Below are 22,965 nucleotides of genomic sequence, written 5' to 3' on the forward strand. Positions count from 1 at the left end.
GGGCCGCCGCGCGACGGGCGTTGCGGCAGTGAGGGTGAGGGTTCAGCGCTGTCCTGGCCGTTGCCCGTGGCCAGGCGGCGGAACACCAGCACGTCGTACAGCGAGGTGTAGTCGTAGTGCGAGGGCAGCTGGTCGTTGAGCAGGTCGGCCACGTGCAGGTCGACCAGCTGGGTCTGGCACAGCGTCTGCAGGATCTGCTGCACCTCGGGCTGGGCGGCGCGGAATTCGTCGCGCGTCAGCGAAATCCAGAGGTAGCTGGCGGCGGCGCAGGCGCCCGGCACGGCCAGCGGCGCCAGCGAGGCGTGCTCGCTGACCTGCGAGCGGCTGATTTCGAAGATGCGCATGGACACTCGCCCCCGGTGGTTCTTCTTCCACGCCAGAAGTGCCGTGGAGGTGCGGCAGGCATGCCGCAGTAGCTATTATTTTTGTAGCAACCGGGCGGCGTCAAGCGCGAAGTAGGTCAGCACGCCGTCGGCGCCGGCGCGCTTGAAGGCCAGCAGGCTTTCGAGCACCACGGCGTCGTGGTCGAGCCAGCCGTTCTGGGCCGCGGCCTTCAGCATGGCGTACTCGCCGCTCACCTGGTAGGCGAAGGTCGGCACGCGGAACTCGTCCTTCACGCGGCGCACGATGTCCAGGTAGGGCATGCCGGGCTTCACCATGACCATGTCGGCGCCTTCGGCGATGTCGATGGCGACCTCGCGCAGGGCTTCGTCGCTGTTGCCGGGGTCCATCTGGTAGACCTTCTTGTTGCTCTTGCCGAGCGTCGCGGCCGAGCCGACGGCGTCACGGAAGGGGCCGTAGAAGGCGCTGGCGTACTTGGCGCTGTAGGCCATGATGCGCGTGTGGATGTCGCCGCGGGCTTCGAGCGCGGTGCGGATCGCGCCGATGCGGCCGTCCATCATGTCGCTCGGCGCCACAATATCGACGCCGGCTTGCGATTGTGTGAGTGCCTGCTTCACCAACACTTCAACGGTGGCGTCGTTGAGGATGTAGCCGGTGTCGTCGAGCAGGCCGTCCTGGCCGTGGCTGGTGTAGGGGTCGAGTGCCACGTCGGTCATCACGCCCAGCTCGGGGAAGCGCGCCTTGAGCGCGGCCACCACGCGGGGAATCAGCCCGTCGGGGTTGAAGGCCTCGTCGCCCGCAGGCGTCTTGAGGCTGGCGTCGATCACCGGAAACAGCGCCATCACCGGGATGCCGGCCTGCACGCACTGCTCGGCCACGGGCAGCAGCAGGTCCAGGCTCAGGCGGTCCACGCCGGGCATCGAGGGCACGGCGTCGCGGCGCTTCTCGCCTTCCTGCACGAACACCGGGTAGATCAGGTCGTTCGTCGTCAGCGCATGCTCGCGCACCAGGTTGCGGGTAAAGGCATCGCGGCGCAGCCGTCGCGGGCGGCCGGCGGGGAACATTGCGAGCGGGGAAAATGGTGACGTCATATATCTAAAATTGTGCCTGAAGCGCGAAATCGCAGCCCAGCGCTGCTGGAGGCAAGTTGTCTGACAACTACGGAAATTAATAGAACTTAAGTTCTAGATTTTTGTTGTAAAAGTCAAAGAAACTGCCTCAATCGCTTGAAACCTTGTTTCGTCTTTGTTAAATTCTGAAGCGGGCGGCTTGCCGCTCCCCGCTTTTCCTCCCTGAGCGGGTGCCTTGATGTGTGACAGCAAAAGGGCTTCCCAGCCCGACGTGAAGACGTCGGGCTTTTTTTTGCCCGAAACCTTGGCAAAGGGCCCCGAAGAGGGGTCAGTGTGCAGCCACCACTAAACTGCCGCCATGCTCTGGGTCAAATCTCTTCACATTGTTTTCATTGCCAGCTGGTTTGCCGGGCTGTTCTATCTGCCGCGCATCTTCGTCAACCTGGCGATGGTGCCCCCCGAGTCGGTCGCGGAGCGTGAGCGCCTGCTGCTGATGGCGCGCAAGCTGCTGCGCTTCACCACCTTCCTGGCCGTGCCGGCGCTGGTGTTCGGCGCCTGGCTCTGGCTGGGCTACGGCATCGGGCGCGGCCCCGGCAACGGCTGGATGCACGCCAAGCTGGCCCTGGTGCTGGTGGCCATCGGCTACCACCATGGCTGCGGCGTGCTGCTGCGCCGTTTTGCGGCGGGCGGCAACCGCCGCAGCGACCGCTGGTACCGCTGGTTCAACGAGTTGCCCGTGCTGCTGCTGCTGGGCATCGTGATCCTGGTGGTGGTGAAGCCCTTCTGAGCCCGTGTCGACGGTAGACATGCCGCACAAGTCTGCCGCGCTCCCCCTGGCGTTGGCCTATGCGGCGCTGATCGTCTATGCCAGCCTGTACCCCTTCGCCGACTGGCGTGACCAGGGGATCGCGCCCTGGGCCTACCTGTCGGCGCCCTGGCCCAAGTACTGGACGGGTTTCGACTTCGGGGTGAATGTGGCGGGCTACGTGCCCTTCGGTTTCCTGTGTGCGCTGAGCGTGCTGCGCACGGGCAGCAGCCACAGTGTGTGGCGTGCGTTGCTGCGCGCCACGGTGGCGGGCGCGGCGATCGCCTTTGCCATGGAGACGCTGCAGAGTTATTTGCCGGCGCGCATTCCTTCCAATGTCGACCTGGGGCTGAACACCGCCGGCACGGTGCTCGGCGCGGTGCTGGCCGCGGCGCTGGAGCGGCTGGGTGCGATCGCGCACTGGAGCCGCGTGCGCTCGCAATGGTTCGTCGAGGACGCGCGCGGCGGCCTCGTGCTGCTCGCGCTCTGGCCCTTTGCGCTGCTGTTCCCCGCCGCCGTCACCTTCGGCCTCGGCCAGGTGTTCGAACGGCTAGAGGCGACGATTTCCGAGTGGCTGCTCGACACGCCCTTCATCGACTGGCTGCCCGTGCGCCAGTTCGAGCTGGAGCCGCTGGTGCCGGCCGTGGAACTGCTGTGCGTGATGCTCGGCGCGCTGGTGCCGTGCCTGCTGGGCTACCTGGTGGCGCGCAACGTGGTGCAGCGCGCGGTGCTGCTGCCGCTCATCCTGCTCGCAGGCGTTGCGGCCTCGGCGCTGTCGGCGGCCATGAGCTACGGCCCGGAGCACGCGTGGGCCTGGCTCGATCTGCCGGTGCAGGTCGGGCTGGCCGCGGCGGTGTTCGCGGGCGTGCTGCTGCTCTTTGCGCCGCGCCGGCTGTGCGGGGCGCTGCTGCTCATGGGGCTCGTGCTCCAGCTGAGCCTGCTGAACCAGGCGCCCGAGAGCGCCTACTTCGCGCAGACCCTGGCCACCTGGGAGCAGGGCCGCTTCATCCGCTTCCACGGCCTGGCCCAGTGGCTGGGCTGGGGTTGGCCCTTCGCGGTGCTGGTGTACGTGGTGGCTGCGCTGTCGCGGCGCCGCCGTCCCGCGCTGCCCTGAGCACGCTCATAAAATCGGTCGATGCCCAGCACCACTCCCGCCGCGCCGTCCGGCTACTACGGCCGCCACATCTTCTTCTGCCTGAATGAACGCAAGAACGGCGAAGACTCCTGCGCCCTGCACAACGCGCAGGAAGGCTTCGACCGCTGCAAGGCCAAGGTGAAGGAGCAGGGGCTCGCCGGGCCCGGCAAGGTGCGCGTCAACAAGGCCGGCTGCCTCGACCGCTGCGCGGGTGGGCCCGTCGCGGTGGTCTACCCCGAGGCGGTCTGGTACACCTTCGTGGACGCCGAGGACATCGACGAGATCGTCGAGTCGCACCTGAAGAACGGCCAGGTCGTCGAGCGGCTGCTGCTGCCGCCCGACGTCGGCCGCTGAACTTTCCTGCGGACCCCGTGCTCGTACCGTGCACGTCGCCGGCATCGCCGGCCCAGCCAACCCCAGCGCCATGAACTCCCAGACCGAAAAAATCAGCCTCCAGGGCGCCGCGGGCGTGATCGAGGTGCAGCGCGACCTGCCGTCCGGCGACGCGCGCGGCGTCGCGGTGATCGCCCATCCGCACCCGCTGTTCGGCGGCACGATGGACAACAAGGTCGTGCAGACCCTGGCCCGCGCCTTCGTGTCCTGCGGCTGGACGGCCGTGCGCTTCAACTTCCGCGGCGTCGGCGCCAGCGAAGGCGCTCACGATGAAGGGCGCGGCGAGCTCGAGGACATGCTGCATGTCGTCGGCGAGCTCGCGCCCGAAGGCCAGCTGGCGATCGCCGGTTTTTCCTTCGGTGCCTTCGTGGCCAGCTGTGCGGCCGAGAAGCTCTGGGCCGCGCGCGACGTGCGGCAGCTGGTGCTGGTCGGCACGGCCGCCTCGCGCTTCTCGGTGGCCATGCTGCCGGCCGAGGCGCACGAGCGCGCGCTGGTGGTCCATGGCGAAGCCGACGACACCGTGCCTCTCGCCGCCGTGATGGACTGGGCGCGTCCCCAGTCACTCCCTGTCACGGTTATTCCCGGGGGCGGCCATTTCTTTCACGGACAATTGCCGCTGCTCAAAAGCCTGGTCGCCCGCCATCTGCGCGCGGGCACCGAATGAAAGCCTTTCAGGCTTGTTTTCGCCTCTTCCCACACTCTCCATGAATCGTTTTTTCACTGCGCTTCGCGCACTGGTGCTGACCGCTGCTGCCTCGGTTGGCGTGATCGCCGCCGCCCAGATGCCGGCCCCGCCTGAAATCGCCGCGCGCAGCTACCTGCTGCTGGACGTGACCGCGAACCAGATCCTGGCGCAGAAGGACATCGACAGCCCCGTCGAGCCGGCCTCGCTCACCAAGCTGATGACCGCGTACGTCGCGTTCGATGCGCTGCGCGCCAAGAAGATCACGCTGACCCAGACCCTGCCGGTGAGCCCGCGCGCCTGGAAGATGCCCGGTTCGCGCATGTTCATCGACCCCAAGATGCAGGTGCCGGTGGAAGACCTGATCAAGGGCGTGATCGTGCAGTCGGGCAACGACGCCACGGTGGCGCTGGCCGAAGGCGTGGGCGGCACGGTGGAGCATTTCGTCGAGATGATGAACGCCCAGGCCAAGGTGCTGGGCATGAAGAACACCACCTACAAGAACCCCGAAGGCCTCACGGCGCCCGGCCACACGACCACGGCGCGCGACCTGAGCATCCTGGCCACGCGCCTGGTGCGCGACTTCCCCGAGGAAGCCAAGTACTACGCCATCAAGAAGTACCGCTACCCGGGCACGCCGTCGACCAACGACACCAACCGCAACCTGCTGCTGTTCCGCGACCCGACCGTCGACGGCCTGAAGACCGGCCACACCGACGCCGCCGGCTACTGCATGATCGCCACCGCCAAGCGCGACTTCCCGAACCTGACCGGCGGCCGCCGCCTGCTGTCGATCGTGCTGGGCGCCAGCAGCGAAGCCGTGCGCGCCAACGAGTCGCAGAAGCTGCTGAACTGGGGTTACACGGCCTACGACGCCGTGCGCCTGTTCGAAGCCGGCCAGCCCGCCGCCACGCCCGCCGTCTGGAAGGGCAAGGCCAACGTGCTGAAGCTGGGCCGCCCCGAGGCCATCGTGGTCGCCGTGCCGACCGGTTCCGCCAGCAAGATCAAGACGCAGGTGTCGCGCCCCGACCCGCTGGTCGCGCCGTTCACCAAGTACCAGGCCGTCGGCTCGCTCAAGGTCACGCTGGACGACCAGCCCCTGGCCGACGTGCCGCTGGTGGCCCTGGAGCCGGTCGAGCAGGCCGGCGTCTTCGGCCGCGCCTGGGACGCCGTGCGTCTCTGGATCAAGTAAGAGACAGGAAAAACGGCCTTGAAACAGGCGGTGGCGGGCGCTCCAGGCGCCTGACATTGCCATTTCAGACCTGCCTGCTATACTCGTGGGCTTTTCGGAATTTTCCGAAGGGTTTCACGTTTTCGTTATTCCCGGCTTCCTTGAGTCACGACCAAGGGCGGTTTCACCACCAAGGCTGGGTTGTTTTGGGACTAATTCATTCATGCCAACCATCAATCAACTGGTGCGTCAGGGTCGAACGGTCGAGAAGATCAATTCGAAGAGCCCTGCCATGCAGAACTCGCCGCAACGTCGCGGTGTCTGCACCCGCGTCTACACCACGACGCCCAAGAAGCCCAACTCGGCGCTTCGTAAAGTTGCCAAGGTCCGTCTGACCAATGGCTTCGAAGTCATCTCCTACATCGGCGGCGAAGGCCACAACCTGCAAGAACACAGCGTCGTGCTGGTTCGCGGCGGTCGTGTCAAGGACTTGCCCGGTGTGCGTTACCACATCGTGCGCGGTTCGCTCGACCTGCAAGGCGTGAAAGACCGCAAGCAGTCGCGTTCCAAGTACGGCGCGAAGCGTCCCAAGAAGGCTTAAGCCTTCCTGTCAGAAAACAAGCGGTGTTCGATGGCCTTGGCGGGCTTGTCGAACGAAGTGACCCAATGTCGGGTCGAGTAAGTGAGAGTCCTGACTGGCTCTCGCGGTATCGGAAACGATGCCAACTGAAGCAAAGAGGTTAGAAAAATGCCACGTCGTCGCGAAGTCCCCAAACGTGAAATCCTGCCGGATCCCAAGTACGGCAATGTCGAGCTGTCCAAATTCATGAACGTGATCATGGAAGGCGGCAAGAAGGCTGTTGCCGAGCGCATCATCTACGGTGCCCTCGACTTCATCGAGAAGAAGAACCCGGACAAGGACCCCCTCGAAGCGTTCACCGTTGCCATCAACAACGTGAAGCCGATGGTCGAAGTGAAGTCGCGCCGCGTCGGTGGTGCGAACTACCAGGTGCCGGTCGAAGTCCGCCCTGTCCGTCGCCTCGCCCTGTCGATGCGCTGGATCAAGGAAGCTGCCCGCAAGCGCGGTGAGAAGTCGATGGCCCTGCGTCTGGCCAACGAACTGATGGAAGCCACGGAAGGCCGTGGCGGTGCCATGAAGAAGCGCGACGAAGTGCACCGCATGGCAGAAGCCAACCGCGCCTTCAGCCACTTCCGCTTCTAAAAAACACACGTCTCTTGAGCGTTGGGGGTTGAGTACCGGGCGAAATCGCCCGTGCTCGACGCCCAGCGCTCAACGCATTTAAACCCGAAAGTACATCATGTCCCGCAAGACCCCCATCGAGCGCTACCGCAACATCGGTATCTCCGCGCACATCGACGCCGGCAAGACCACCACCACCGAACGTATCCTGTTCTACACGGGCGTGACCCACAAGCTCGGCGAAGTGCACGATGGCGCGGCAACGACCGACTGGATGGAGCAGGAACAAGAGCGTGGCATCACGATCACCTCGGCTGCCGTGACCTGCTTCTGGAAGGGCATGGACCACTCGCTGCCCGAGCACCGCATCAACATCATCGACACCCCCGGCCACGTGGACTTCACCATTGAAGTCGAGCGCTCGATGCGCGTGCTGGACGGCGCCGTCATGGTGTACGACTCGGTCGGCGGCGTGCAGCCCCAATCGGAAACCGTCTGGCGCCAGGCCAACAAGTACAAGGTGCCGCGTCTGGCGTTCGTCAACAAGATGGACCGCATCGGCGCCAACTTCTTCCGCGTTCGCCAGATGATGGTCGACCGCCTGAAGGCCAACCCCGTGCCGATCGTGATTCCGATCGGTGCCGAAGACAAGTTCCAGGGCGTGGTCGACCTGCGTCTGATGAAGGCGATCTTCTGGGACGAAGCCTCGCAAGGCATGAAGTTCGAAACGCGCGAGATCCCCGCCGAGCTGGTCGAGCTGGCCAAGGAATGGCGCGAGAAGATGGTCGAAAGCGCGGCCGAAGCTTCGGAAGAGCTGATGAACAAGTACCTTGAAGAAGGTGACCTGACGCTCGAGGAAATCACCCACGGTCTGCGCACGCGCACGATCGCCGGCGAAATCCAGCCGATGCTGTGCGGCAGCGCGTTCAAGAACAAGGGCGTGCAGCGCATGCTCGACGCCGTGATCGAACTGATGCCTTCGCCGCTGGACATTCCTCCGGTGCACGGCACGGACGACGACGAGCAAGACGTGACCCGCAAGGCCGACGACGGCGAGAAGTTCTCGGCGCTGGCATTCAAGCTCATGACCGACCCGTACGTCGGCCAGCTGACCTTCGTGCGCGTGTACTCGGGCGTTCTGAGCAAGGGCGACACCGTCTACAACCCGGTCAAGGGCAAGAAAGAACGTATCGGCCGTATCGTGCAGATGCACGCCAACGAACGCCTCGAAATCGAAGAAATCCGTGCCGGCGACATCGCCGCTTGCGTGGGCCTGAAGGACGTCACCACGGGCGAAACCCTGTGCGACCCGAACGCCATGATCACGCTGGAGCGCATGGAATTCCCCGAGCCCGTGATCTCGCAGGCCGTCGAGCCCAAGACCAAGGCCGACCAGGAAAAGATGGGCATCGCCCTGCAGCGCCTGGCTTCGGAAGATCCGTCGTTCCGCGTGCGCACCGACGAAGAATCCGGCCAGACCATCATCTCCGGTATGGGCGAACTGCACCTCGAAATCATCGTGGACCGCATGAAGCGCGAATTCGGCGTGGAAGCCAACGTGGGCAAGCCGCAAGTGGCTTACCGCGAAACGATCCGCAAGACCGTCGAAGAAGCCGAAGGCAAGTTCGTTCGCCAGTCGGGTGGTAAGGGCCAGTACGGTCACGTCATCCTGAAGATCGAGCCGCAGGAAGCCGGCAAGGGCTTCGAGTTCGTTGACGCCATCAAGGGCGGTGTGGTTCCTCGCGAATACATCCCCGCCGTGGAAAAGGGCGTTGTGGAAGCACTGACGCAAGGCGTGCTGGCGGGCTACCCCGTCGTCGACGTCAAGGTCACGCTGCACTTCGGTTCGTACCACGACGTGGACTCGAACGAAATGGCGTTCAAGATGGCCGCGATCTTCGGCTTCAAGGAAGGCGCCCGCAAGGCCAGCCCGGTCATCCTCGAGCCGATGATGGCCGTGGAAGTCGAAACGCCTGAAGACTACGCCGGCAACGTGATGGGCGACCTGTCCAGCCGTCGCGGCATGGTGCAGGGCATGGACGACATGATCGGTGGCGGCAAGCTCATCAAGGCTGAAGTTCCGCTGTCGGAAATGTTCGGCTACTCGACGACGCTGCGCTCGGCCACGCAAGGCCGCGCCACGTACACGATGGAGTTCAAGCACTACGCTGAAGCTCCCCGTAACGTCGCCGAAGCCATCGTGGCCGCTCGCTCGAAGTAAGTTTCAAGAATGTGGGGCCGCGCAGTGCGCGGCCCTTCTTGTCTGCGATCCGGTGCCGCCCTGTTCCCGTGCGGGGCGAACCAGCAATCGGATGCAGACATAAAACCAACACACGGGACATGCTCTTTCAAGGATTGAAAAATGGCAAAAGGTAAATTCACCCGCACCAAGCCGCACGTGAACGTGGGCACGATCGGTCACGTTGACCACGGCAAGACCACGCTGACGGCGGCGATCGCCACCGTGCTGTCGGCCAAGTTCGGCGGCGAGGCCAAGGCTTACGACCAGATCGACGCAGCGCCTGAAGAAAAGGCCCGCGGCATCACGATCAACACCGCGCACGTCGAGTACGAAACGGCCAACCGCCACTACGCACACGTCGACTGCCCCGGCCACGCCGACTACGTGAAGAACATGATCACGGGCGCCGCCCAGATGGACGGCGCCATCCTGGTGTGCTCGGCCGCTGACGGCCCGATGCCCCAGACCCGTGAACACATCCTGCTGGCTCGCCAGGTGGGCGTGGGCTACATCATCGTGTTCCTGAACAAGTGCGACATGGTCGACGACAAGGAACTGCTCGAGCTGGTCGAAATGGAAGTTCGCGAACTCCTCGACAAGTACGAATTCCCCGGCGACGACACCCCCATCATCCACGGCTCGGCCAAGCTCGCCCTGGAAGGCGACAAGGGCGACCTGGGCGAAGGCGCCATCATGAAGCTGGCAGAAGCCCTGGACACGTACATCCCCACGCCTGAGCGCGCTGTGGACGGCACGTTCCTGATGCCCGTGGAAGACGTGTTCTCGATCTCGGGTCGCGGCACCGTGGTGACCGGCGCCGTCGAGCGCGGCGTGATCAAGGTCGGCGAAGAAATCGAAATCGTCGGTATCCGCCCCACCGTCAAGACCACCTGCACCGGCGTGGAAATGTTCCGCAAGCTGCTGGACCAGGGTCAAGCTGGCGACAACGTCGGCGTGCTGCTGCGCGGCACGAAGCGCGAAGAAGTCGAACGCGGCCAAGTGCTGTGCAAGCCCGGCTCGATCAAGCCGCACGTGCACTTCACCGCCGAGGTGTATGTCCTGTCCAAGGACGAAGGCGGCCGTCACACGCCGTTCTTCAACAACTACCGTCCGCAGTTCTACTTCCGCACGACGGACGTGACCGGCGCGATCGAGCTGCCCGCGGACAAGGAAATGGTCATGCCTGGCGACAACGTCAGCATCACCGTGAAGCTGATCAACCCGATCGCGATGGAAGAAGGCCTGCGCTTCGCCATCCGTGAAGGCGGCCGTACCGTGGGTTCGGGCGTCGTGGCCAAGATCCTCGACATCTAAGCCGGACGCAAAGGAATCACCATGGCTACCAAGCAAAAGATCCGCATCCGCCTGAAGGCATTCGACTACAAGCTGATCGACCAGTCGGCCGCTGAAATCGTGGACACCGCCAAGCGCACCGGCGCGATCGTCAAGGGCCCCGTGCCCCTGCCGACCCGCATGAAGCGTTTCGACATCCTGCGTTCGCCGCACGTCAACAAGACGTCGCGCGACCAGCTGGAAATCCGCACGCACCAGCGCCTGATGGACATCGTCGATCCCACCGACAAGACCGTGGACGCGCTGATGAAGCTCGACCTGCCGGCCGGCGTCGACGTCGAGATCAAGCTGCAGTAATTCGACCTCGCGTCGCATTCCGAGCACAGCCCGCCTGCAGAAATGCAGGCGGGCTTTTTTGTGCTTCACGTTTGTTTCTCAAGTGTGGCATCCTCGCGCACCGGCCTGCGGGACGCAGTGCGCCGGGGCTGAAACGAGGGCAGCACACGTGATGAGCCAGAAGTTCTCTTTTGCATTCGGTGCGGCGTGCATCGCGGCGGCATTGCTGGCAGGTTGCGGTGGGGGAGGCGGTGGTGGTGGCGGAGGCGGAGGCGGCGGTGGGTTTCCCATCGGCCTGCCGATCGTGCTGAACCCGGTCGCCCTGAGCGGGAAAGCCACTTACGACTCGGTGCCAAACAACAACGGGCCCCTCCTGTACGCGAGCACCACGGCCAAGCCTGTGCGCGGCGCCACGGTGGAGGTGCTCGATGCCAACACATCGGCGCAGCTCGCGTTGACCACCACGGATGACGGTGGCAATTACGCGGTCTCGGTGCCGGCGAACACGAACATCACCGTGCGCGTCCGGGCCCAGCTGACCCGGACCGGTCCGGGCGCGACCTGGGATGTCACGGTGCGCGACAACACCCGCAGCGACGCGCTGTACTCGATGCAGTCGGCGAGCTTTTCGTCGGGAAGCGTGGCATTGACGCGCGACCTGCGTGCGGACAGCGGCTGGGGAGGTTCTGGCTACAGTGGGACGCGCGTCGCGGCGCCGTTCGCCGTGCTCGACACGGTCTACACCTCCATGCAGAAGGTGCTGTCGGTGGCGCCGGCTTCGGCGTTTCCTTCGTTGAAGGTTTTCTGGAGCGTCAACAACGCGCCGTCGGACGGAATCAATCTTTCGGCGGGGCAGATTGGCACGACCTTCTTCTTCAACAGCGGAAGCAACGGTCGGCAGATCTACGTGCTGGGCAAGGAGGATGTGGACACCGACGAGTTCGATGCGCCGGTGATCGCGCACGAATGGGGGCACTACTACCAATCGGCCTTCAGTCGAGATGACTCGATCGGAGGCGGGCATTCGATGGACGATCGTCTCGATCGGCGACTTGCTTTCTCCGAGGGTTGGGGTAATGCGTGGTCAGGCATTGCCCTGGAGCGAAGCAACTATGTCGACTCAAAGCTGCCGCAGCAAAGGGGGGGCAGCCCGTTGGATCTCTCGCGTGGTCCTACAAGCAATCCCGGCTGGTCCCGCGAGTCATCTGTCCAGGCCATCCTGTGGAACCTCAACCGGCAGGCCGGCTTCAAGCCCATCCACGACACCTTGACCGGCTTCCAGTTCCGAAGCGGCGCGCCGGTCACGTCGATTCACGCTTTCGCCGCCGCGTTCAATGCGACGTCGCCTGGCAACGCCTCGGCGCTGAACAGCCTGCTGACCGCGCAGAACATCACCTCCAGCGATGCATTCGGCGCGGGCGAATCGAACGACGGCGGGTTGCCCGGCGTGCCCGGCGTGCTGCCGATGTACCGGGCCTTGGCTGTTGGTGCGGTGGTCAACAACGTCTGTGTCTCCAGCGTGGCGGGCACGGGCAACAAGCTCGGCAACATTGCCTACCTGCGTTTCACCGCGCCGGCGAACCGGGACTACCAGGTCACGGTCGGGAACGCCGCGGTGCCGGACTTCGACGTCTTCCGGGGTGGAGAGATCGCCCGATCGGGCAGCCGGGTCAGCCTGAGCGCGGGTGAGTACGTTCTGGCGGTGCGGGATGCCGCAATGACGAGCTCCTCTGCTACGCCGGTGTGCCTCACCGTGCTCGTTCAATAAGGAAGGGAAGGCTCGCGATGATCCTGAACACTCGCCTCTCTCTGGCTGCCGCACTGACGGCGGGACTTGCACTGTCCGCGCTCTCGGCCTGCGCCCTGGCTGACGGGATGCCGCCGACGCGCACCACCGCGAAGTTGTCGCCTGCAGGCCTGAAGGGCTCCGCCACCCCCTGGGTGACCGCATCGAGAAAACCCAATGACTCCGGCGTCAAGCTGCAGTACCGGCTGGACGGCGCGCCTCAGGCCGGCAAACCGACGGTCGTCGTTCTTCAGTTCGACGGCGTCAGCGACCCCGCGGGCGCCAGCGTGACGCTGACGGTCGATGCGGGCCTGACGCTGTCCGGCAGCGCGTCGCTGAGCCTGCCGCCGGGGCAGCGCTCCGACGCTTCCGTCACGGTGGTCAGCCAGGGTGACGGTCTGGCCTACCTGAACGTGTTCATCAAGCAGGCTGGTCGGACCAGTGCCATTTCCATCCCGATCCAGACCGGCGCGGCGGCGCCCGCCATGAAGGCCAATGGCGAGATCAAGTCGCTGCCAGGCGGCGACAACATCATCTCGCTGCCCGCGAAATAGGCCCGAAAGCCACCCGAAACGGGGCCGGAACCCCCTGAATCCGGCCCGAAAAGGGCCACTTGCGCCCCGGTTCGACTGCGGGCTATAATCTCTGGCTCTGCCCTTGTTGCGTCCGTTCGGTCGCCGCTTTCGGCGGAGATTTATCAACCTTCTCTCGCAGGCCGGGAAACCAGCCAAACGCTGTCGCCAATTGAAGTGGCAGCGGCGAAGGAAGTCTTCCATTTTTGGAGAAAACAAATGAGTCTGAGCAACTCCCTCGGGTTGCTGGGCCGCAAGGTGGGGATGATGCGTCTCTTCACCGATGACGGGGACGCAGTTCCTGTCACGGTGGTGGATGTGTCCAACAACCGTGTGACCCAGATCAAGTCCCAAGAGACCGATGGCTACGTCGCCCTGCAGGTGACGTTCGGTTCGCGCAAAGCATCGCGCGTGACCAAGCCCCAAGCCGGCCACCTTGCCAAGGCGGGTGTCGAAGCTGGTGAAATCATCCAGGAATTCCGCGTCACCGCCGATACCGCAGGTCAGCACAAGGCTGGCGGCGTGATCGCGGCAAGCAGCGTGTTCTCCGTGGGCCAGAAGGTGGACGTGCAAGGCACGACCATCGGCAAGGGCTACGCCGGCACGATCAAGCGTCACAACATGAGCTCGCAGCGCGCGTCGCACGGTAACAGCCGTTCGCACAACGTGCCCGGCTCGATCGGCATGGCACAAGACCCCGGTCGCGTGTTCCCCGGCAAGCGCATGACGGGCCACCTCGGCGACGTCACCCGCACGACGCAAAACCTCGACGTGTTCCGCATCGACGAAGCACGTCAGCTGCTGCTCATCAAGGGCGCGATCCCGGGTTCGAAGGGTGGCTTCGTCACCGTGCGTCCCGCCATCAAGGCCAAGCCGCAAGCGGCTGAAGGAGCGAAGTAATGCAACTCGAACTCCTGAACGAACAAGGCCAGGCCGCGTCGAAGTACGACGCCCCCGAAACCGTGTTCGGCCGTGACTACAACGAAGACCTGGTCCACCAGATCGTCGTTGCATTCCAGGCCAACGCCCGTCAAGGCACGCGCGCCCAGAAGGACCGCGAACAGGTCAAGCACTCGACCAAGAAGCCTTTCAAGCAAAAGGGAACGGGCCGCGCCCGCGCCGGTATGACGTCCTCGCCCCTGTGGCGCGGAGGCGGCCGGATCTTCCCGAACATGCCTGACGAAAACTTCTCGCAGAAGATCAACAAGAAGATGTACCGCGCCGGCATGGCCTCCATCTTCTCGCAGCTCGCTCGCGAAGGCCGTCTGGCCGTGGTCGATTCGCTGACCGTGGATTCGCCCAAGACGAAGCCGCTGGCAGCCCGTTTCAAGGCAATGAATCTCGAGTCCGTGCTCGTGATCGCCGAAGAAGTCGACGAAAACCTGTACCTTGCCTCGCGCAATCTGGTCAACATCCTCGTGGTCGAACCCCGTTACGCCGATCCGGTGTCGCTGGTTCACTACAAGAAGGTGCTGGTCACCAAGGGTGCCGTCGACAAGCTCAAGGAGATGTTCGCATGAGCCGCGTGAACCCCACCCCTGCACAACGTAAGTTCGACGAAGGCCGTCTCATGAACGTGCTGGTCGCACCGATCGTGTCCGAAAAGGCCACGATGGTCGGCGAGAAGTCGAACGCTGTCACTTTCAAGGTGCTGCAAGACGCCACCAAGCCCGAGATCAAGGCCGCTGTTGAACTGATGTTCAAGGTCGAAGTCCAGGGCGTGTCGGTGCTCAACACCAAGGGCAAGACCAAGCGCTTTGGCAAGTCCATCGGCCGCCGCGACAACGTGCGCAAGGCTTATGTGACGCTGAAGGCCGGTCAAGAGCTCAACCTCGTCGGGGAAGGCGCTTAATCATGGCCGTCATCAAGATGAAACCCACTTCGCCGGGCCAACGCGGCGCGGTGAAGATTTCGCGTGACCACCTGCACAAGGGTGCGCCTCACGCAGCCCTGCTGGAACCCCAGTTCCAGAAGGCCGGCCGTAACAACAACGGTCACATCACGATCCGCCATCGTGGCGGTGGTGCCAAGCACCACTACCGCATTGTCGACTTCGTGCGCAACAAGGACGGCATCCCGGCCAAGGTCGAACGCATCGAGTACGACCCGAACCGCACCGCCCACATCGCTCTGGTCTGCTACGCCGACGGCGAGCGCCGCTACATCATCGCCCCGCGCGGTCTGGAAGCCGGTGCAACCCTGATGTCGGGCGCCGAAGCCCCGATCCGCGCCGGCAACACCCTGCCGATCCGCAACATCCCCGTGGGTTCGACGATCCACTGCATCGAACTGCAACCCGGCAAGGGCGCGCAGATCGCACGTTCGGCCGGTACGTCGGCCACGCTGCTGGCCCGTGAAGGCGTGTACGCCCAGGTCCGCATGCGTTCGGGCGAAGTCCGCCGCATTCACATCGAATGCCGCGCGACCATCGGTGAAGTGGCCAACGAAGAACACAGCCTGCGCCAGCTCGGCAAGGCCGGTGTGAAGCGTCACATGGGTATCCGCCCGACCGTTCGCGGCGTGGTGATGAACCCGGTCGACCACCCGCACGGTGGTGGCGAAGGCAAGACTGGCGAAGGCCGCCATCCTGTCGACCCGTGGGGCAATCTGACCAAGGGCTATCGCACCCGTAACAACAAGCGCACGCAGGTCTTCATCGTGTCGCGTCGCAAGAAGTAAGGGATAGCCAATGACTCGCTCTCTCAAAAAGGGTCCTTTCGTCGACCACCACCTCGTGGCCAAGGCCGACAAGGCCGTGACGAACAAGGACAAGAAGCCGATCAAGACCTGGTCGCGCCGCTCGATGGTTCTGCCCGAGTTCATCGGTCTGACCATCGCTGTGCACAACGGCAAGCAACACGTGCCCGTGTACATCACCGACCAGATGGTCGGCCACAAGCTCGGCGAATTTGCGCTCACGCGCACGTTCAAGGGGCACCCCGCGGACAAAAAAGTCCAGAAGAAGTAAGGAACGACCATGTCTGAAACACGTGCAGTCCTCCGCGGTGTCCGCCTGTCGGTCGACAAGGGCCGTCTGGTCGCGGACCTGATCCGCGGCAAGAAGGTCGATCAAGCGCTCAACGTTCTGCAATTCACGCAGAAGAAGGCCGCTGTGATCATCAAGAAGGTGCTCGAGTCGGCGATTGCCAACGCCGAGCACAACGACGGTGCCGACATCGACGAGCTGAAGGTCAAGACCATCTACGTCGAGCAAGGTGCAACGCTCAAGCGCTTCACGGCGCGCGCCAAGGGTCGCGGCAATCGCATCAGCAAGCCCACGTGCCATGTGTACGTGACGGTTGGCAACTAAGAAGGCCTGGAAGAAATATGGGACAGAAAATCCACCCAACCGGGTTCCGCCTTGCGGTCACCCGTAACTGGTCCAGCCGTTGGTACGCAAGCGACCGCGATTTCGCGGGCATGCTGGCCGAAGACATCAAGGTTCGCGAATACCTGAAGAAGAAGCTGAAGAACGCTTCGGTGTCGCGCGTCATGATCGAACGTCCCGCCAAGAACGCACGCATCACGATCTACTCGGCTCGTCCGGGCGTCGTGATCGGCAAGAAGGGCGAAGACATCGAGAACCTCAAGCGCGAACTGGGCAAGCAGCTCGGCGTGCCGGTTGCGGTCAACATCGAAGAAGTGCGCAAGCCCGAAATCGATGCGCAGCTGATCGCCGACAGCATCACGCAGCAGCTCGAAAAGCGGATCATGTTCCGCCGCGCCATGAAGCGCGCCATGCAGAACGCCATGCGTCTGGGTGCCCTGGGCATCAAGATCATGTCGGCTGGCCGCCTGAACGGCATCGAAATCGCACGTACCGAGTGGTACCGCGAAGGCCGCGTGCCGCTTCACACCCTGCGCGCCGACATCGACTACGGCACCTCGGAAGCCAAGACCACCTACGGCGTCATCGGCGTCAAGGTCTGGGTCTACAAGGGCGACACGCTGGGTCGCAACGACCTGCCGGCCGTCGAAACGCCGCGTCCGGACGAAGAGCGCCGCCCGCGTGGTCCCCGCCGTGATGGTCGCCCTGGCGACCGTCCGGGTGGCGACCGTCGTGGTCCCGGCCCCCGTGCCGGTGCCCGTGGTCCGATCGGTGGCAACACCGCTCCGGCCGATGGCAGCGACAAGCCCGCAGAAGCAACCGGCGGTGCCGGTGCAGACTCGAAACCCGCCGTTAAGCGCGTCCGCAAAGCCGCGCCCGCTGCAGCAGCGGACGGTGCCAAGACCGAGTAATCGGTCGCTCCCGGGCACGCAAGTGCCTGGGGCCCTCACGGAGTAACAAAACATGCTGCAACCTGCACGCAGAAAGTTCCGCAAGGAACAAAAGGGCCGCAACACCGGCATCGCAACCACGGGTAACTCGGTTGCGTTCGGTGACTTCGGTCTCAAATGCACCGACCGCGGTCGCCTCACGGCGCGCCAGATCGAAGCCGCTCGTCGCGCGATTTCGCGTCACGTGAAGCGCGGTGGCCGTATCTGGATCCGCGTGTTCCCGGACAAGCCGATCTCTACCAAGCCCGCTGAAGTGCGGATGGGTAACGGTAAGGGCAACCCCGAGTACTACGTCGCTGAAATCCAGCCTGGCAAGATCGTGTTCGAGATCGTCGGCGTGCCCGAAGAACTCGCCCGCGAAGCGTTCCGCCTGGCCGCCGCCAAGCTTCCGCTGCGCACGACGTTCGTCGCTCGCCAGCTCGGCGCCTGAGAGGAGAACATCCATGGCAACACGTAAGAAGAAAGAAACCGCGGCTTCGGCCAAGGTGACGAAGGCCGCAACCCTGCGCACGAAGGACGTCGCAGGCCTGCAAGCCGAAATCAAGGATCTGCAGAAGGCCCACTTCGGCCTGCGCATGCAGAAGGCCACGCAACAGCTGTCGAACACCACGACGCTGCGCGTGACGCGTCGCGACATCGCTCGCGCCAAGACCATTCTTGCTCAGAAAGAGCAAGAGACCCAAGCCGCCAAGTAAGGAGTGAACATGACGGAAGCTAAAAAATCCCTCAAGCGCACCTTGATCGGCAAGGTGGTCAGCGACAAGCGTGCCAAGACCGTGACCGTGCTGGTCGAGCGCCGTGTGAAGCACGAGCTCTACGGCAAGATCGTGGCCAAGACGAGCAAGTACCACGCCCATGACGAAAAGGGCGAGTACCACCTCGGCGACACCATCGAGATCACGGAAAGCCGCCCGATCTCGAAGACCAAGAACTGGGTCGTGACCCGTCTGGTCGAGAAGGCCGTCCTGGTCTGATCAGGCACTCGGTCGCCCTCGAGGCAACCCATCCGGAAACGGCCCACAATGTGGGCCGTTTTTCTTTTTCAGGAGCAATTCACATGATCAAAGTCGGCGACACCCTTCCTTCGGCCACCCTGCAGGAATATTCCGAAGTGGAGGGCGAGGGCTGCAGCATCGGCCCGAACCCGGTCGACGTGACCAAGGCCACGGCGGGCAAGACCATCGCGCTGTTCGCACTGCCGGGCGCCTTCACGCCCACCTGCTCGGCCAAGCACGTGCCGGGCTACGTGCAGCACTTCGACGACTTCAAGGCCGCCGGCGTGGACGAGATCTGGTGCGTGAGCGTGAACGACGCCTTCGTGATGGGCGCCTGGGCGCGCGACCAGAAGACCGGCGCCAAGGTGCGCATGCTGGCCGACGGCAGCGCCGACTTCGCGAAAGCCACCGGCCTCACGCTCGACCTGACCGGCCGCGGCATGGGCCTGCGCAGCAACCGCTACTCGATGCTCGTGAAGGACGGCAAGGTCGCGACGCTGAACGTCGAAGGCCCGGGCAAGTTCGATGTGAGCGACGCCGACACGCTGCTCGCACAAGCTCGCGGCTGAAACCGAATCTTTCGGGGGGGCCGCCGCGCACAGCCGCCCGAAGCGGCCGGCCCGCCCCCGGTAGGGGGTTGGCGCAGCGACACGAAGTGCGCGCAGCCTGGGGGCGAGCCTACAACTCTACTTTGAGGTAGTGAGCCCCGGCGACGGGGTTGTGATAGTAGGGCGGCACCTCCGCGAAGCCCAGGTCTTCGTAGAGGGCGCGCGCCGACTCCATGTCGTCGAGGGTGTCGAGCAGCACGCAGGCATAGCCTGCGCTGCGGGCCGCATCGAGGATGGCCTCGGCCAGTTGCCGGCCGAGCCCGAGCCCCCGGAACCCGGGGCGCACATACAGCCGTTTCATTTCCGCCGCGTTCGCGTAGTCCGTGTTGTCGATCGGGCGCAGCGCGCAGCAGCCTGCCACGTGGGCGAGCGTGCCGTCGGCGCGCTTCAGCGTGGGCGCGGCGCGGCCGGCGTCTTCGTTCACGTGGGCGGGATCGACCAGCGCCAGCAGCAAGGTGCCGCGCGGCTCGGCGTACTCGCCGGGCAGTCCGGCCAGCTCGCCGTCGAAGTCCTGGAAGTCGAGGTCGATGGCCAGCGAGCCCGCGTAGTCGCGGAAGATGGCGCGCACGGCGTCGACCTCGTGCGGTTCGTCGGGCGTGAGCAGCACCACCGCCGGCGTGTCCGACAGCGGCAGCGGACGGGAGACGGAAAAGCCGCTCATACGCGCAACGAAGCCACCCAGAACGCCACGCCCGCGCACAGCGCGAACAGCACCAGCGCCAGCGTGCGCGACACCGCATCGTCGCGGCTTGGGGCCACGCCGTTGCCATTGCCATTCCCGTTGGAGGCCGCGCCCGCGACCACCAGCTTGTCGCCCGACAGCATCGGCCCGACCAGCCGGTGCCGCTTGACCAGCACATAGAACAGCACCGCCAGCACATGCAGGCTCACCAGGGCGATCACGATCCACTTGCCCTGCGCCTTGTGCCAGCCCGTCGCCAGGCTCACCATCGCGCCCGACACGAAGCGGGTCAGCGGCCCGGAGGCGGAAATCTCGTCGTCGGCCATCAGCCCGGTGGCGACCTGCAGGATCAACAGCGCCAGCACCGCGAACACCGACAGCGCACCCAGCGGCGTGTGGCCGATCAGGTGGTCGGGGTGCGACTTGCCGCGCAGGTAGGCAATGACCGAGCCCGGCGCATAGATGAAGGCCGCGAAGCGCGACCAGCGCCCGCCCACGACCCCCCAGATCAGCCGGAACAGCAGCAGCGCCAGCACGGTGTAGCCGAGGCGGAAATGCCATTCCATGATGCCGTTCAGGCCCGTCACGATCAGGCCGATCACGGCGAAGGCGAGCGCCCAGTGAAAGAGGCGGGTCGGCAGGTCCCAGACGCGTGTGCGGGCCACCGAGAGGGTGTCGGTCATCGAAAAAGGCGCCGGGGCGCGAGGCTGCGGAAGGCGCAGATTAGCAAAGTCCGGCCCGGTCGTTCCACCGGGTTGTTGCTATGCGCCCGACACGGGCAGCCCCTACACTGCCTGCAGCACCGCGTTCGACGGTGCCCAAACCCCCATACAAGGACCCACGATGACCCGTTTTGCTTCGTTCGCCCTTGCAGCCGCCTGCGCTGCGATGTCCCTGCCCGCCGCGGCACAGTTTGCCAAGCCCGAAGATGCCATCAAGTACCGCCAGAGCGCGCTGTTCGTGATGGCCCAGCACTTCGGCCGCCTCGGCGCCATGGCCAACGGCCGGGCGCCCTACGACGCCGCCGCTGCCGCCGCCAACGCCGAGATCGTTGCCGACATGGCCAAGCTGCCCTGGGCCGGCTTCGGCGCCGGCACCGAAGGCGGCAAGGCCAAGCCCGAAGTCTGGAAGGAAGCCGCGAAGTTCAAGGAACACCAGGACAAGGTGATCGCCGAGACCGGCAAGCTCGTCGTCGCCGCCAAGGCCGGCAACATCGACGCGCTCAAGGCCCAGTTCGGCCCGACCGGCGCCAGCTGCAAGGCCTGCCACGACAGCTTCCGCAACCAGTAAGCCGCGGGCTTTCGCCACGAAAAAGGCGCTCCTCGGAGCGCCTTTTGCTTTTCTGGGGCCGAAGGTCAGGCCTCGGCCAGCAGCTTTTCGATCAGCTTGTGCAGCTCGGCAAAGTCGGGCTCGCCCACATAGCGCTTCACGATCTCGCCCTTCTTGTTGACGATGAAGGTGGTTGGCGTGAGCTTCACGTCGCCCCAGGCCTGCGCCACGCTGCCGGTGTTGTCGATCGCCACCTTGAACGGCAGCTTGCGGGTTTCGGCGAAGTTGACGACGTAGCTCGGCGGGTCGTAGCTCATGGCCACCGCCAGCGTGTCGTAGCCCTGGGCCTTGTACTTGTCGTAGGTCGAGATCACCTTGGGCATCTCGGCCACACAGGTCACGCAGCTGGTGGCCCAGAAGTTGACCAGCGTGACCTTGCCCTTCAGGTCGGCCGTGCTCTTGGTGGTGCCGTCGAGCAGCACGAAGGTCGAGGCCGGAGCGGCCGTGCTGCCCGAACCGAGGTACACGCCCACGCCGGCGGCCAGGGCGATCACGACGGCGGCGGCAGCGATGTATTTTTTCATGGGCACCTGAATGAGAGAGGCGGCGCGATTTTAGTTCCGCGTGCCGGAACGCGCCGGCGCACGCGCTTCATTCCCCGAAGGCCGCTCGATAATCGTCCTCCGATGCCCTCGCTTCCTTCCCCCTCCTGGCCCGTGCTGGCCCTGGCCGCCGTGCTGGGCGCCTGCAGCCCCACCTTCAACTGGCGCGAAGTGCCGATCGCCGACGCCGGCCTGGTCGCGCTGCTGCCCTGCAAGGCCGACCGCGCCCAGCGCGCGGTGCCGCTGGGCACCGAGTCGGTGCAGGTCGACATGACCGGCTGCGAAGCCGGCGGCGCGACCTTCGCCGTGGCCCATGCCGCCGCGACCAGCCCGGCGCAGGCCGAGGCCTGGCTCACGGCCTGGCGCACGGCCACGCACGGCCAGCTGGGCGTCGCGCAGGTGATCCAGGGGCCGGCCACCTTGCCGCGCGCCACGGCCGTTCCCGCACCGTGGCGGCTCGACGGGCAATCGGCGCAGCAGGGCGTGGCGCCGGTCCAGGTGCTCTGGTTCGCGCAGTCGCAGAAAGACGGCAGCGTGTCGCTCTACCAGGCCACCGTGCTCGGCCGCCCGTCCTCGCCCGAGGCGACCAAGACCTTCTTCGAGGGCCTGCGCCTGCCATGAGCGAGGGCCGGCCGGCGGGCCGCGATGCGCGGGCCAGCTATCGTTTTCATAGCTGTTGCCGCCGCGCCAACCGACACCCCGGTCACGCGCCCGCCATGGCCGCTTTCCCCGGCTGCCGCGTTGTGTCCTCGATGTCTCTACTTCCTTTGGGCGCCCCCGCATAATCGACGCGTCGTCCTCCGAGCCGCATGAACAGCATCCTCATCATTGCCCACTCCCCGTTCGCACAGGCGCTGCGGCAGTGCGCGCTGCATGTGTTCCCCGACTGCGAACAGGCGGTCGTGGCCCTCGACGTGCTGCCCAACGTGTCGCCCGAGGAAACGCTGGCCGCCGCGCGCATCACGCTCGCGCAGCAGTTGCATGCCCCGCGCTCGCAGGTGCTGGTGCTGGCCGACGTGTTCGGCGCCACGCCCTGCAACGTCGCGCAGAAGCTGGTGGACGGCGTGCGCTCGCGGCTCGTGGCCGGTGTCAACCTGCCGATGCTGCTGCGCGCCGTCACCTACCGCCACGAACCGCTCGACACCCTGGTGCAGCGGGCCCTGGCGGGCGGCACCGCCGGCGTGATGCAGGTGGCGGTGGCGGCTCCCCAGAACCAGGCGAAAAGAAAGCACAGTGATCAAGAAATCCGTGACCATCAGCAATAAGCTGGGCCTGCACGCACGCGCGTCGGCCAAGCTGACCAAGCTCGCCGGCAGCTTCCCCTGCGAGGTGTGGCTGTCGCGCGGCGACCGCCGCATCAACGCCAAGAGCATCATGGGCGTCATGATGCTGGCCGCCGGCCTCGGCGTGACCGTCGAGCTCGAGACCAACGGCCCGCAGGAAGATGAAGCCATGAACGCCATCGTCCAACTGATGGACGACAAGTTCGGCGAAGGCGAATAA

The 22,965-nt window shown here is 65.0% G+C and carries 31 protein-coding genes and 1 pseudogene; 27 read left to right on the forward strand and 5 right to left on the reverse strand.

Annotation, left to right across the window (positions count from 1 at the left end):
• Positions 1-344, reverse strand: a pseudogene (locus VBO01S_RS20935) (magnesium transporter CorA); the annotation flags it as partial.
• A gap of 75 nt (positions 345-419) precedes the next feature.
• Positions 420-1,406 carry a porphobilinogen synthase gene (hemB, locus tag VBO01S_RS20940; protein ID WP_062478843.1) on the reverse strand — a complete coding sequence of 329 codons (987 nt, stop codon included), beginning with the start codon at positions 1,404-1,406 and terminating at the stop codon, positions 420-422.
• Positions 1,407-1,770: 364 nt separating this feature from the next.
• Between hemB and VBO01S_RS20945 the strand changes: the two genes are divergently transcribed.
• The 23 genes from VBO01S_RS20945 (at position 1,771) to VBO01S_RS21055 (ending at position 18,870) form a co-directional block, all read left to right on the forward strand.
• Positions 1,771-2,199 (forward strand): CopD family protein, encoded by a 429-nt coding sequence (locus tag VBO01S_RS20945; RefSeq protein ID WP_062478845.1) that lies wholly within the window; start codon positions 1,771-1,773, stop codon positions 2,197-2,199.
• Between the two features lie 19 nt (positions 2,200-2,218).
• Entirely contained in the window at positions 2,219-3,331 is a 1,113-nt protein-coding gene (locus tag VBO01S_RS20950; protein WP_062478848.1) for a VanZ family protein, read from the forward strand.
• Positions 3,332-3,352: 21 nt separating this feature from the next.
• Positions 3,353-3,706 carry a (2Fe-2S) ferredoxin domain-containing protein gene (locus VBO01S_RS20955; protein ID WP_062478851.1) on the forward strand — a complete coding sequence of 118 codons (354 nt, stop codon included), beginning with the start codon at positions 3,353-3,355 and terminating at the stop codon, positions 3,704-3,706.
• A gap of 70 nt (positions 3,707-3,776) precedes the next feature.
• Positions 3,777-4,409, forward strand: a complete 633-nt coding sequence (locus VBO01S_RS20960) for an alpha/beta hydrolase (RefSeq protein ID WP_062478921.1) — start codon at positions 3,777-3,779, stop codon at positions 4,407-4,409.
• Between the two features lie 40 nt (positions 4,410-4,449).
• Complete coding sequence (locus VBO01S_RS20965; protein ID WP_062478853.1) at positions 4,450-5,619, forward strand: D-alanyl-D-alanine carboxypeptidase family protein; 1,170 nt, start codon at positions 4,450-4,452, stop codon at positions 5,617-5,619.
• Between the two features lie 202 nt (positions 5,620-5,821).
• Positions 5,822-6,199, forward strand: coding sequence for a 30S ribosomal protein S12 (gene rpsL, locus VBO01S_RS20970; protein WP_013543948.1), 378 nt, complete (start codon positions 5,822-5,824; stop codon positions 6,197-6,199).
• A gap of 147 nt (positions 6,200-6,346) precedes the next feature.
• Positions 6,347-6,820: a 30S ribosomal protein S7 gene (gene rpsG, locus VBO01S_RS20975; protein WP_007829591.1), complete on the forward strand. Its 474-nt coding sequence runs from the start codon at positions 6,347-6,349 to the stop codon at positions 6,818-6,820.
• Between the two features lie 97 nt (positions 6,821-6,917).
• Complete coding sequence (gene fusA, locus VBO01S_RS20980; protein WP_062478855.1) at positions 6,918-9,020, forward strand: elongation factor G; 2,103 nt, start codon at positions 6,918-6,920, stop codon at positions 9,018-9,020.
• A gap of 141 nt (positions 9,021-9,161) precedes the next feature.
• Positions 9,162-10,355, forward strand: coding sequence for an elongation factor Tu (tuf, locus tag VBO01S_RS20985; protein WP_062478858.1), 1,194 nt, complete (start codon positions 9,162-9,164; stop codon positions 10,353-10,355).
• Between the two features lie 21 nt (positions 10,356-10,376).
• On the forward strand, positions 10,377-10,691 hold the full coding sequence (rpsJ, locus tag VBO01S_RS20990) for a 30S ribosomal protein S10 (protein ID WP_007838118.1): 315 nt from the start codon (positions 10,377-10,379) through the stop codon (positions 10,689-10,691).
• Positions 10,692-10,842: 151 nt separating this feature from the next.
• The gene (locus tag VBO01S_RS20995; RefSeq protein ID WP_062478861.1) at positions 10,843-12,438 is read left to right on the forward strand and encodes a hypothetical protein; all 1,596 of its coding nucleotides are present in this window, start codon (positions 10,843-10,845) and stop codon (positions 12,436-12,438) included.
• A gap of 17 nt (positions 12,439-12,455) precedes the next feature.
• Positions 12,456-13,010 (forward strand): hypothetical protein, encoded by a 555-nt coding sequence (locus VBO01S_RS21000; protein WP_062478864.1) that lies wholly within the window; start codon positions 12,456-12,458, stop codon positions 13,008-13,010.
• A 237-nt stretch (positions 13,011-13,247) separates the two neighbouring features.
• On the forward strand, positions 13,248-13,928 hold the full coding sequence (rplC, locus tag VBO01S_RS21005; protein WP_062478866.1) for a 50S ribosomal protein L3: 681 nt from the start codon (positions 13,248-13,250) through the stop codon (positions 13,926-13,928).
• Positions 13,928-14,548: a 50S ribosomal protein L4 gene (rplD, locus tag VBO01S_RS21010; RefSeq protein WP_062478869.1), complete on the forward strand. Its 621-nt coding sequence runs from the start codon at positions 13,928-13,930 to the stop codon at positions 14,546-14,548. The genes rplC and rplD overlap by 1 nt, the downstream gene beginning before the upstream one ends.
• A complete protein-coding gene (gene rplW, locus VBO01S_RS21015) occupies positions 14,545-14,880 on the forward strand; it encodes a 50S ribosomal protein L23 (protein WP_056576559.1) in 336 nt (111 codons plus the stop codon). Before rplD ends, rplW begins: the two co-directional genes overlap by 4 nt.
• 2 nt (positions 14,881-14,882) lie before the next feature.
• On the forward strand, positions 14,883-15,707 hold the full coding sequence (gene rplB, locus VBO01S_RS21020) for a 50S ribosomal protein L2 (RefSeq protein ID WP_056576555.1): 825 nt from the start codon (positions 14,883-14,885) through the stop codon (positions 15,705-15,707).
• A 10-nt stretch (positions 15,708-15,717) separates the two neighbouring features.
• The gene (gene rpsS, locus VBO01S_RS21025; RefSeq protein ID WP_062478874.1) at positions 15,718-15,996 is read left to right on the forward strand and encodes a 30S ribosomal protein S19; all 279 of its coding nucleotides are present in this window, start codon (positions 15,718-15,720) and stop codon (positions 15,994-15,996) included.
• A 9-nt stretch (positions 15,997-16,005) separates the two neighbouring features.
• On the forward strand, positions 16,006-16,338 hold the full coding sequence (gene rplV / locus VBO01S_RS21030) for a 50S ribosomal protein L22 (RefSeq protein WP_007838134.1): 333 nt from the start codon (positions 16,006-16,008) through the stop codon (positions 16,336-16,338).
• Positions 16,339-16,355: 17 nt separating this feature from the next.
• Entirely contained in the window at positions 16,356-17,267 is a 912-nt protein-coding gene (gene rpsC / locus VBO01S_RS21035) for a 30S ribosomal protein S3 (protein WP_062478877.1), read from the forward strand.
• Between the two features lie 52 nt (positions 17,268-17,319).
• Positions 17,320-17,736 carry a 50S ribosomal protein L16 gene (gene rplP / locus VBO01S_RS21040; protein ID WP_007838137.1) on the forward strand — a complete coding sequence of 139 codons (417 nt, stop codon included), beginning with the start codon at positions 17,320-17,322 and terminating at the stop codon, positions 17,734-17,736.
• 55 nt (positions 17,737-17,791) lie between these two features.
• Positions 17,792-18,001, forward strand: coding sequence for a 50S ribosomal protein L29 (rpmC, locus tag VBO01S_RS21045; RefSeq protein WP_056577224.1), 210 nt, complete (start codon positions 17,792-17,794; stop codon positions 17,999-18,001).
• 9 nt (positions 18,002-18,010) lie between these two features.
• Entirely contained in the window at positions 18,011-18,280 is a 270-nt protein-coding gene (gene rpsQ / locus VBO01S_RS21050) for a 30S ribosomal protein S17 (protein WP_062478880.1), read from the forward strand.
• A gap of 83 nt (positions 18,281-18,363) precedes the next feature.
• The gene (locus VBO01S_RS21055) at positions 18,364-18,870 is read left to right on the forward strand and encodes a peroxiredoxin (RefSeq protein ID WP_062478883.1); all 507 of its coding nucleotides are present in this window, start codon (positions 18,364-18,366) and stop codon (positions 18,868-18,870) included.
• 109 nt (positions 18,871-18,979) lie between these two features.
• Here VBO01S_RS21055 and VBO01S_RS21060 read toward each other — a convergent pair whose 3' ends face one another.
• Together VBO01S_RS21060 and VBO01S_RS21065 are read right to left on the reverse strand one after the other, a co-directional pair.
• On the reverse strand, positions 18,980-19,570 hold the full coding sequence (locus VBO01S_RS21060; protein WP_062478885.1) for a GNAT family N-acetyltransferase: 591 nt from the start codon (positions 19,568-19,570) through the stop codon (positions 18,980-18,982).
• Complete coding sequence (locus VBO01S_RS21065) at positions 19,567-20,274, reverse strand: cytochrome b/b6 domain-containing protein (RefSeq protein WP_062478887.1); 708 nt, start codon at positions 20,272-20,274, stop codon at positions 19,567-19,569. Before VBO01S_RS21065 ends, VBO01S_RS21060 begins: the two co-directional genes overlap by 4 nt.
• Before the next feature lie 160 nt (positions 20,275-20,434).
• Here VBO01S_RS21065 and VBO01S_RS21070 point away from each other — a divergent pair, with 160 nt between their 5' ends.
• Positions 20,435-20,881, forward strand: coding sequence for a c-type cytochrome (locus tag VBO01S_RS21070; protein WP_062478890.1), 447 nt, complete (start codon positions 20,435-20,437; stop codon positions 20,879-20,881).
• A 65-nt stretch (positions 20,882-20,946) separates the two neighbouring features.
• Here VBO01S_RS21070 and VBO01S_RS21075 read toward each other — a convergent pair whose 3' ends face one another.
• Positions 20,947-21,444: a TlpA disulfide reductase family protein gene (locus VBO01S_RS21075; protein ID WP_062478893.1), complete on the reverse strand. Its 498-nt coding sequence runs from the start codon at positions 21,442-21,444 to the stop codon at positions 20,947-20,949.
• A 102-nt stretch (positions 21,445-21,546) separates the two neighbouring features.
• On the opposite strand from VBO01S_RS21075, the gene VBO01S_RS21080 reads away from it, so the two are divergent.
• From VBO01S_RS21080 to VBO01S_RS21090, 3 genes are all read left to right on the forward strand, one after another.
• Positions 21,547-22,083, forward strand: a complete 537-nt coding sequence (locus VBO01S_RS21080) for a hypothetical protein (protein ID WP_062478896.1) — start codon at positions 21,547-21,549, stop codon at positions 22,081-22,083.
• Between the two features lie 188 nt (positions 22,084-22,271).
• Positions 22,272-22,727, forward strand: coding sequence for a PTS sugar transporter subunit IIA (locus VBO01S_RS21085; protein ID WP_062478898.1), 456 nt, complete (start codon positions 22,272-22,274; stop codon positions 22,725-22,727).
• On the forward strand, positions 22,696-22,965 hold the full coding sequence (locus tag VBO01S_RS21090) for an HPr family phosphocarrier protein (protein ID WP_062478901.1): 270 nt from the start codon (positions 22,696-22,698) through the stop codon (positions 22,963-22,965). The genes VBO01S_RS21085 and VBO01S_RS21090 overlap by 32 nt, the downstream gene beginning before the upstream one ends.

Source organism: Variovorax boronicumulans NBRC 103145, from assembly GCF_001591345.1.
In the GTDB taxonomy this organism is placed as follows: domain Bacteria; phylum Pseudomonadota; class Gammaproteobacteria; order Burkholderiales; family Burkholderiaceae_C; genus Variovorax; species Variovorax boronicumulans.

Coding starts and splice junctions, on each gene's coding strand:
- hemB (WP_062478843.1), bottom strand. CDS start 1,406: ATGTTCCCCGCCGGCCGCCCGCGACGGCTGCGCCGCGATGCCTTTACC.
- VBO01S_RS20945 (WP_062478845.1), top strand. CDS start 1,771: ATGCTCTGGGTCAAATCTCTTCACATTGTTTTCATTGCCAGCTGGTTT.
- VBO01S_RS20950 (WP_062478848.1), top strand. CDS start 2,219: ATGCCGCACAAGTCTGCCGCGCTCCCCCTGGCGTTGGCCTATGCGGCG.
- VBO01S_RS20955 (WP_062478851.1), top strand. CDS start 3,353: ATGCCCAGCACCACTCCCGCCGCGCCGTCCGGCTACTACGGCCGCCAC.
- VBO01S_RS20960 (WP_062478921.1), top strand. CDS start 3,777: ATGAACTCCCAGACCGAAAAAATCAGCCTCCAGGGCGCCGCGGGCGTG.
- VBO01S_RS20965 (WP_062478853.1), top strand. CDS start 4,450: ATGAATCGTTTTTTCACTGCGCTTCGCGCACTGGTGCTGACCGCTGCT.
- rpsL (WP_013543948.1), top strand. CDS start 5,822: ATGCCAACCATCAATCAACTGGTGCGTCAGGGTCGAACGGTCGAGAAG.
- rpsG (WP_007829591.1), top strand. CDS start 6,347: ATGCCACGTCGTCGCGAAGTCCCCAAACGTGAAATCCTGCCGGATCCC.
- fusA (WP_062478855.1), top strand. CDS start 6,918: ATGTCCCGCAAGACCCCCATCGAGCGCTACCGCAACATCGGTATCTCC.
- tuf (WP_062478858.1), top strand. CDS start 9,162: ATGGCAAAAGGTAAATTCACCCGCACCAAGCCGCACGTGAACGTGGGC.
- rpsJ (WP_007838118.1), top strand. CDS start 10,377: ATGGCTACCAAGCAAAAGATCCGCATCCGCCTGAAGGCATTCGACTAC.
- VBO01S_RS20995 (WP_062478861.1), top strand. CDS start 10,843: ATGAGCCAGAAGTTCTCTTTTGCATTCGGTGCGGCGTGCATCGCGGCG.
- VBO01S_RS21000 (WP_062478864.1), top strand. CDS start 12,456: ATGATCCTGAACACTCGCCTCTCTCTGGCTGCCGCACTGACGGCGGGA.
- rplC (WP_062478866.1), top strand. CDS start 13,248: ATGAGTCTGAGCAACTCCCTCGGGTTGCTGGGCCGCAAGGTGGGGATG.
- rplD (WP_062478869.1), top strand. CDS start 13,928: ATGCAACTCGAACTCCTGAACGAACAAGGCCAGGCCGCGTCGAAGTAC.
- rplW (WP_056576559.1), top strand. CDS start 14,545: ATGAGCCGCGTGAACCCCACCCCTGCACAACGTAAGTTCGACGAAGGC.
- rplB (WP_056576555.1), top strand. CDS start 14,883: ATGGCCGTCATCAAGATGAAACCCACTTCGCCGGGCCAACGCGGCGCG.
- rpsS (WP_062478874.1), top strand. CDS start 15,718: ATGACTCGCTCTCTCAAAAAGGGTCCTTTCGTCGACCACCACCTCGTG.
- rplV (WP_007838134.1), top strand. CDS start 16,006: ATGTCTGAAACACGTGCAGTCCTCCGCGGTGTCCGCCTGTCGGTCGAC.
- rpsC (WP_062478877.1), top strand. CDS start 16,356: ATGGGACAGAAAATCCACCCAACCGGGTTCCGCCTTGCGGTCACCCGT.
- rplP (WP_007838137.1), top strand. CDS start 17,320: ATGCTGCAACCTGCACGCAGAAAGTTCCGCAAGGAACAAAAGGGCCGC.
- rpsQ (WP_062478880.1), top strand. CDS start 18,011: ATGACGGAAGCTAAAAAATCCCTCAAGCGCACCTTGATCGGCAAGGTG.
- VBO01S_RS21055 (WP_062478883.1), top strand. CDS start 18,364: ATGATCAAAGTCGGCGACACCCTTCCTTCGGCCACCCTGCAGGAATAT.
- VBO01S_RS21060 (WP_062478885.1), bottom strand. CDS start 19,570: ATGAGCGGCTTTTCCGTCTCCCGTCCGCTGCCGCTGTCGGACACGCCG.
- VBO01S_RS21065 (WP_062478887.1), bottom strand. CDS start 20,274: ATGACCGACACCCTCTCGGTGGCCCGCACACGCGTCTGGGACCTGCCG.
- VBO01S_RS21070 (WP_062478890.1), top strand. CDS start 20,435: ATGACCCGTTTTGCTTCGTTCGCCCTTGCAGCCGCCTGCGCTGCGATG.
- VBO01S_RS21075 (WP_062478893.1), bottom strand. CDS start 21,444: ATGAAAAAATACATCGCTGCCGCCGCCGTCGTGATCGCCCTGGCCGCC.
- VBO01S_RS21080 (WP_062478896.1), top strand. CDS start 21,547: ATGCCCTCGCTTCCTTCCCCCTCCTGGCCCGTGCTGGCCCTGGCCGCC.
- VBO01S_RS21085 (WP_062478898.1), top strand. CDS start 22,272: ATGAACAGCATCCTCATCATTGCCCACTCCCCGTTCGCACAGGCGCTG.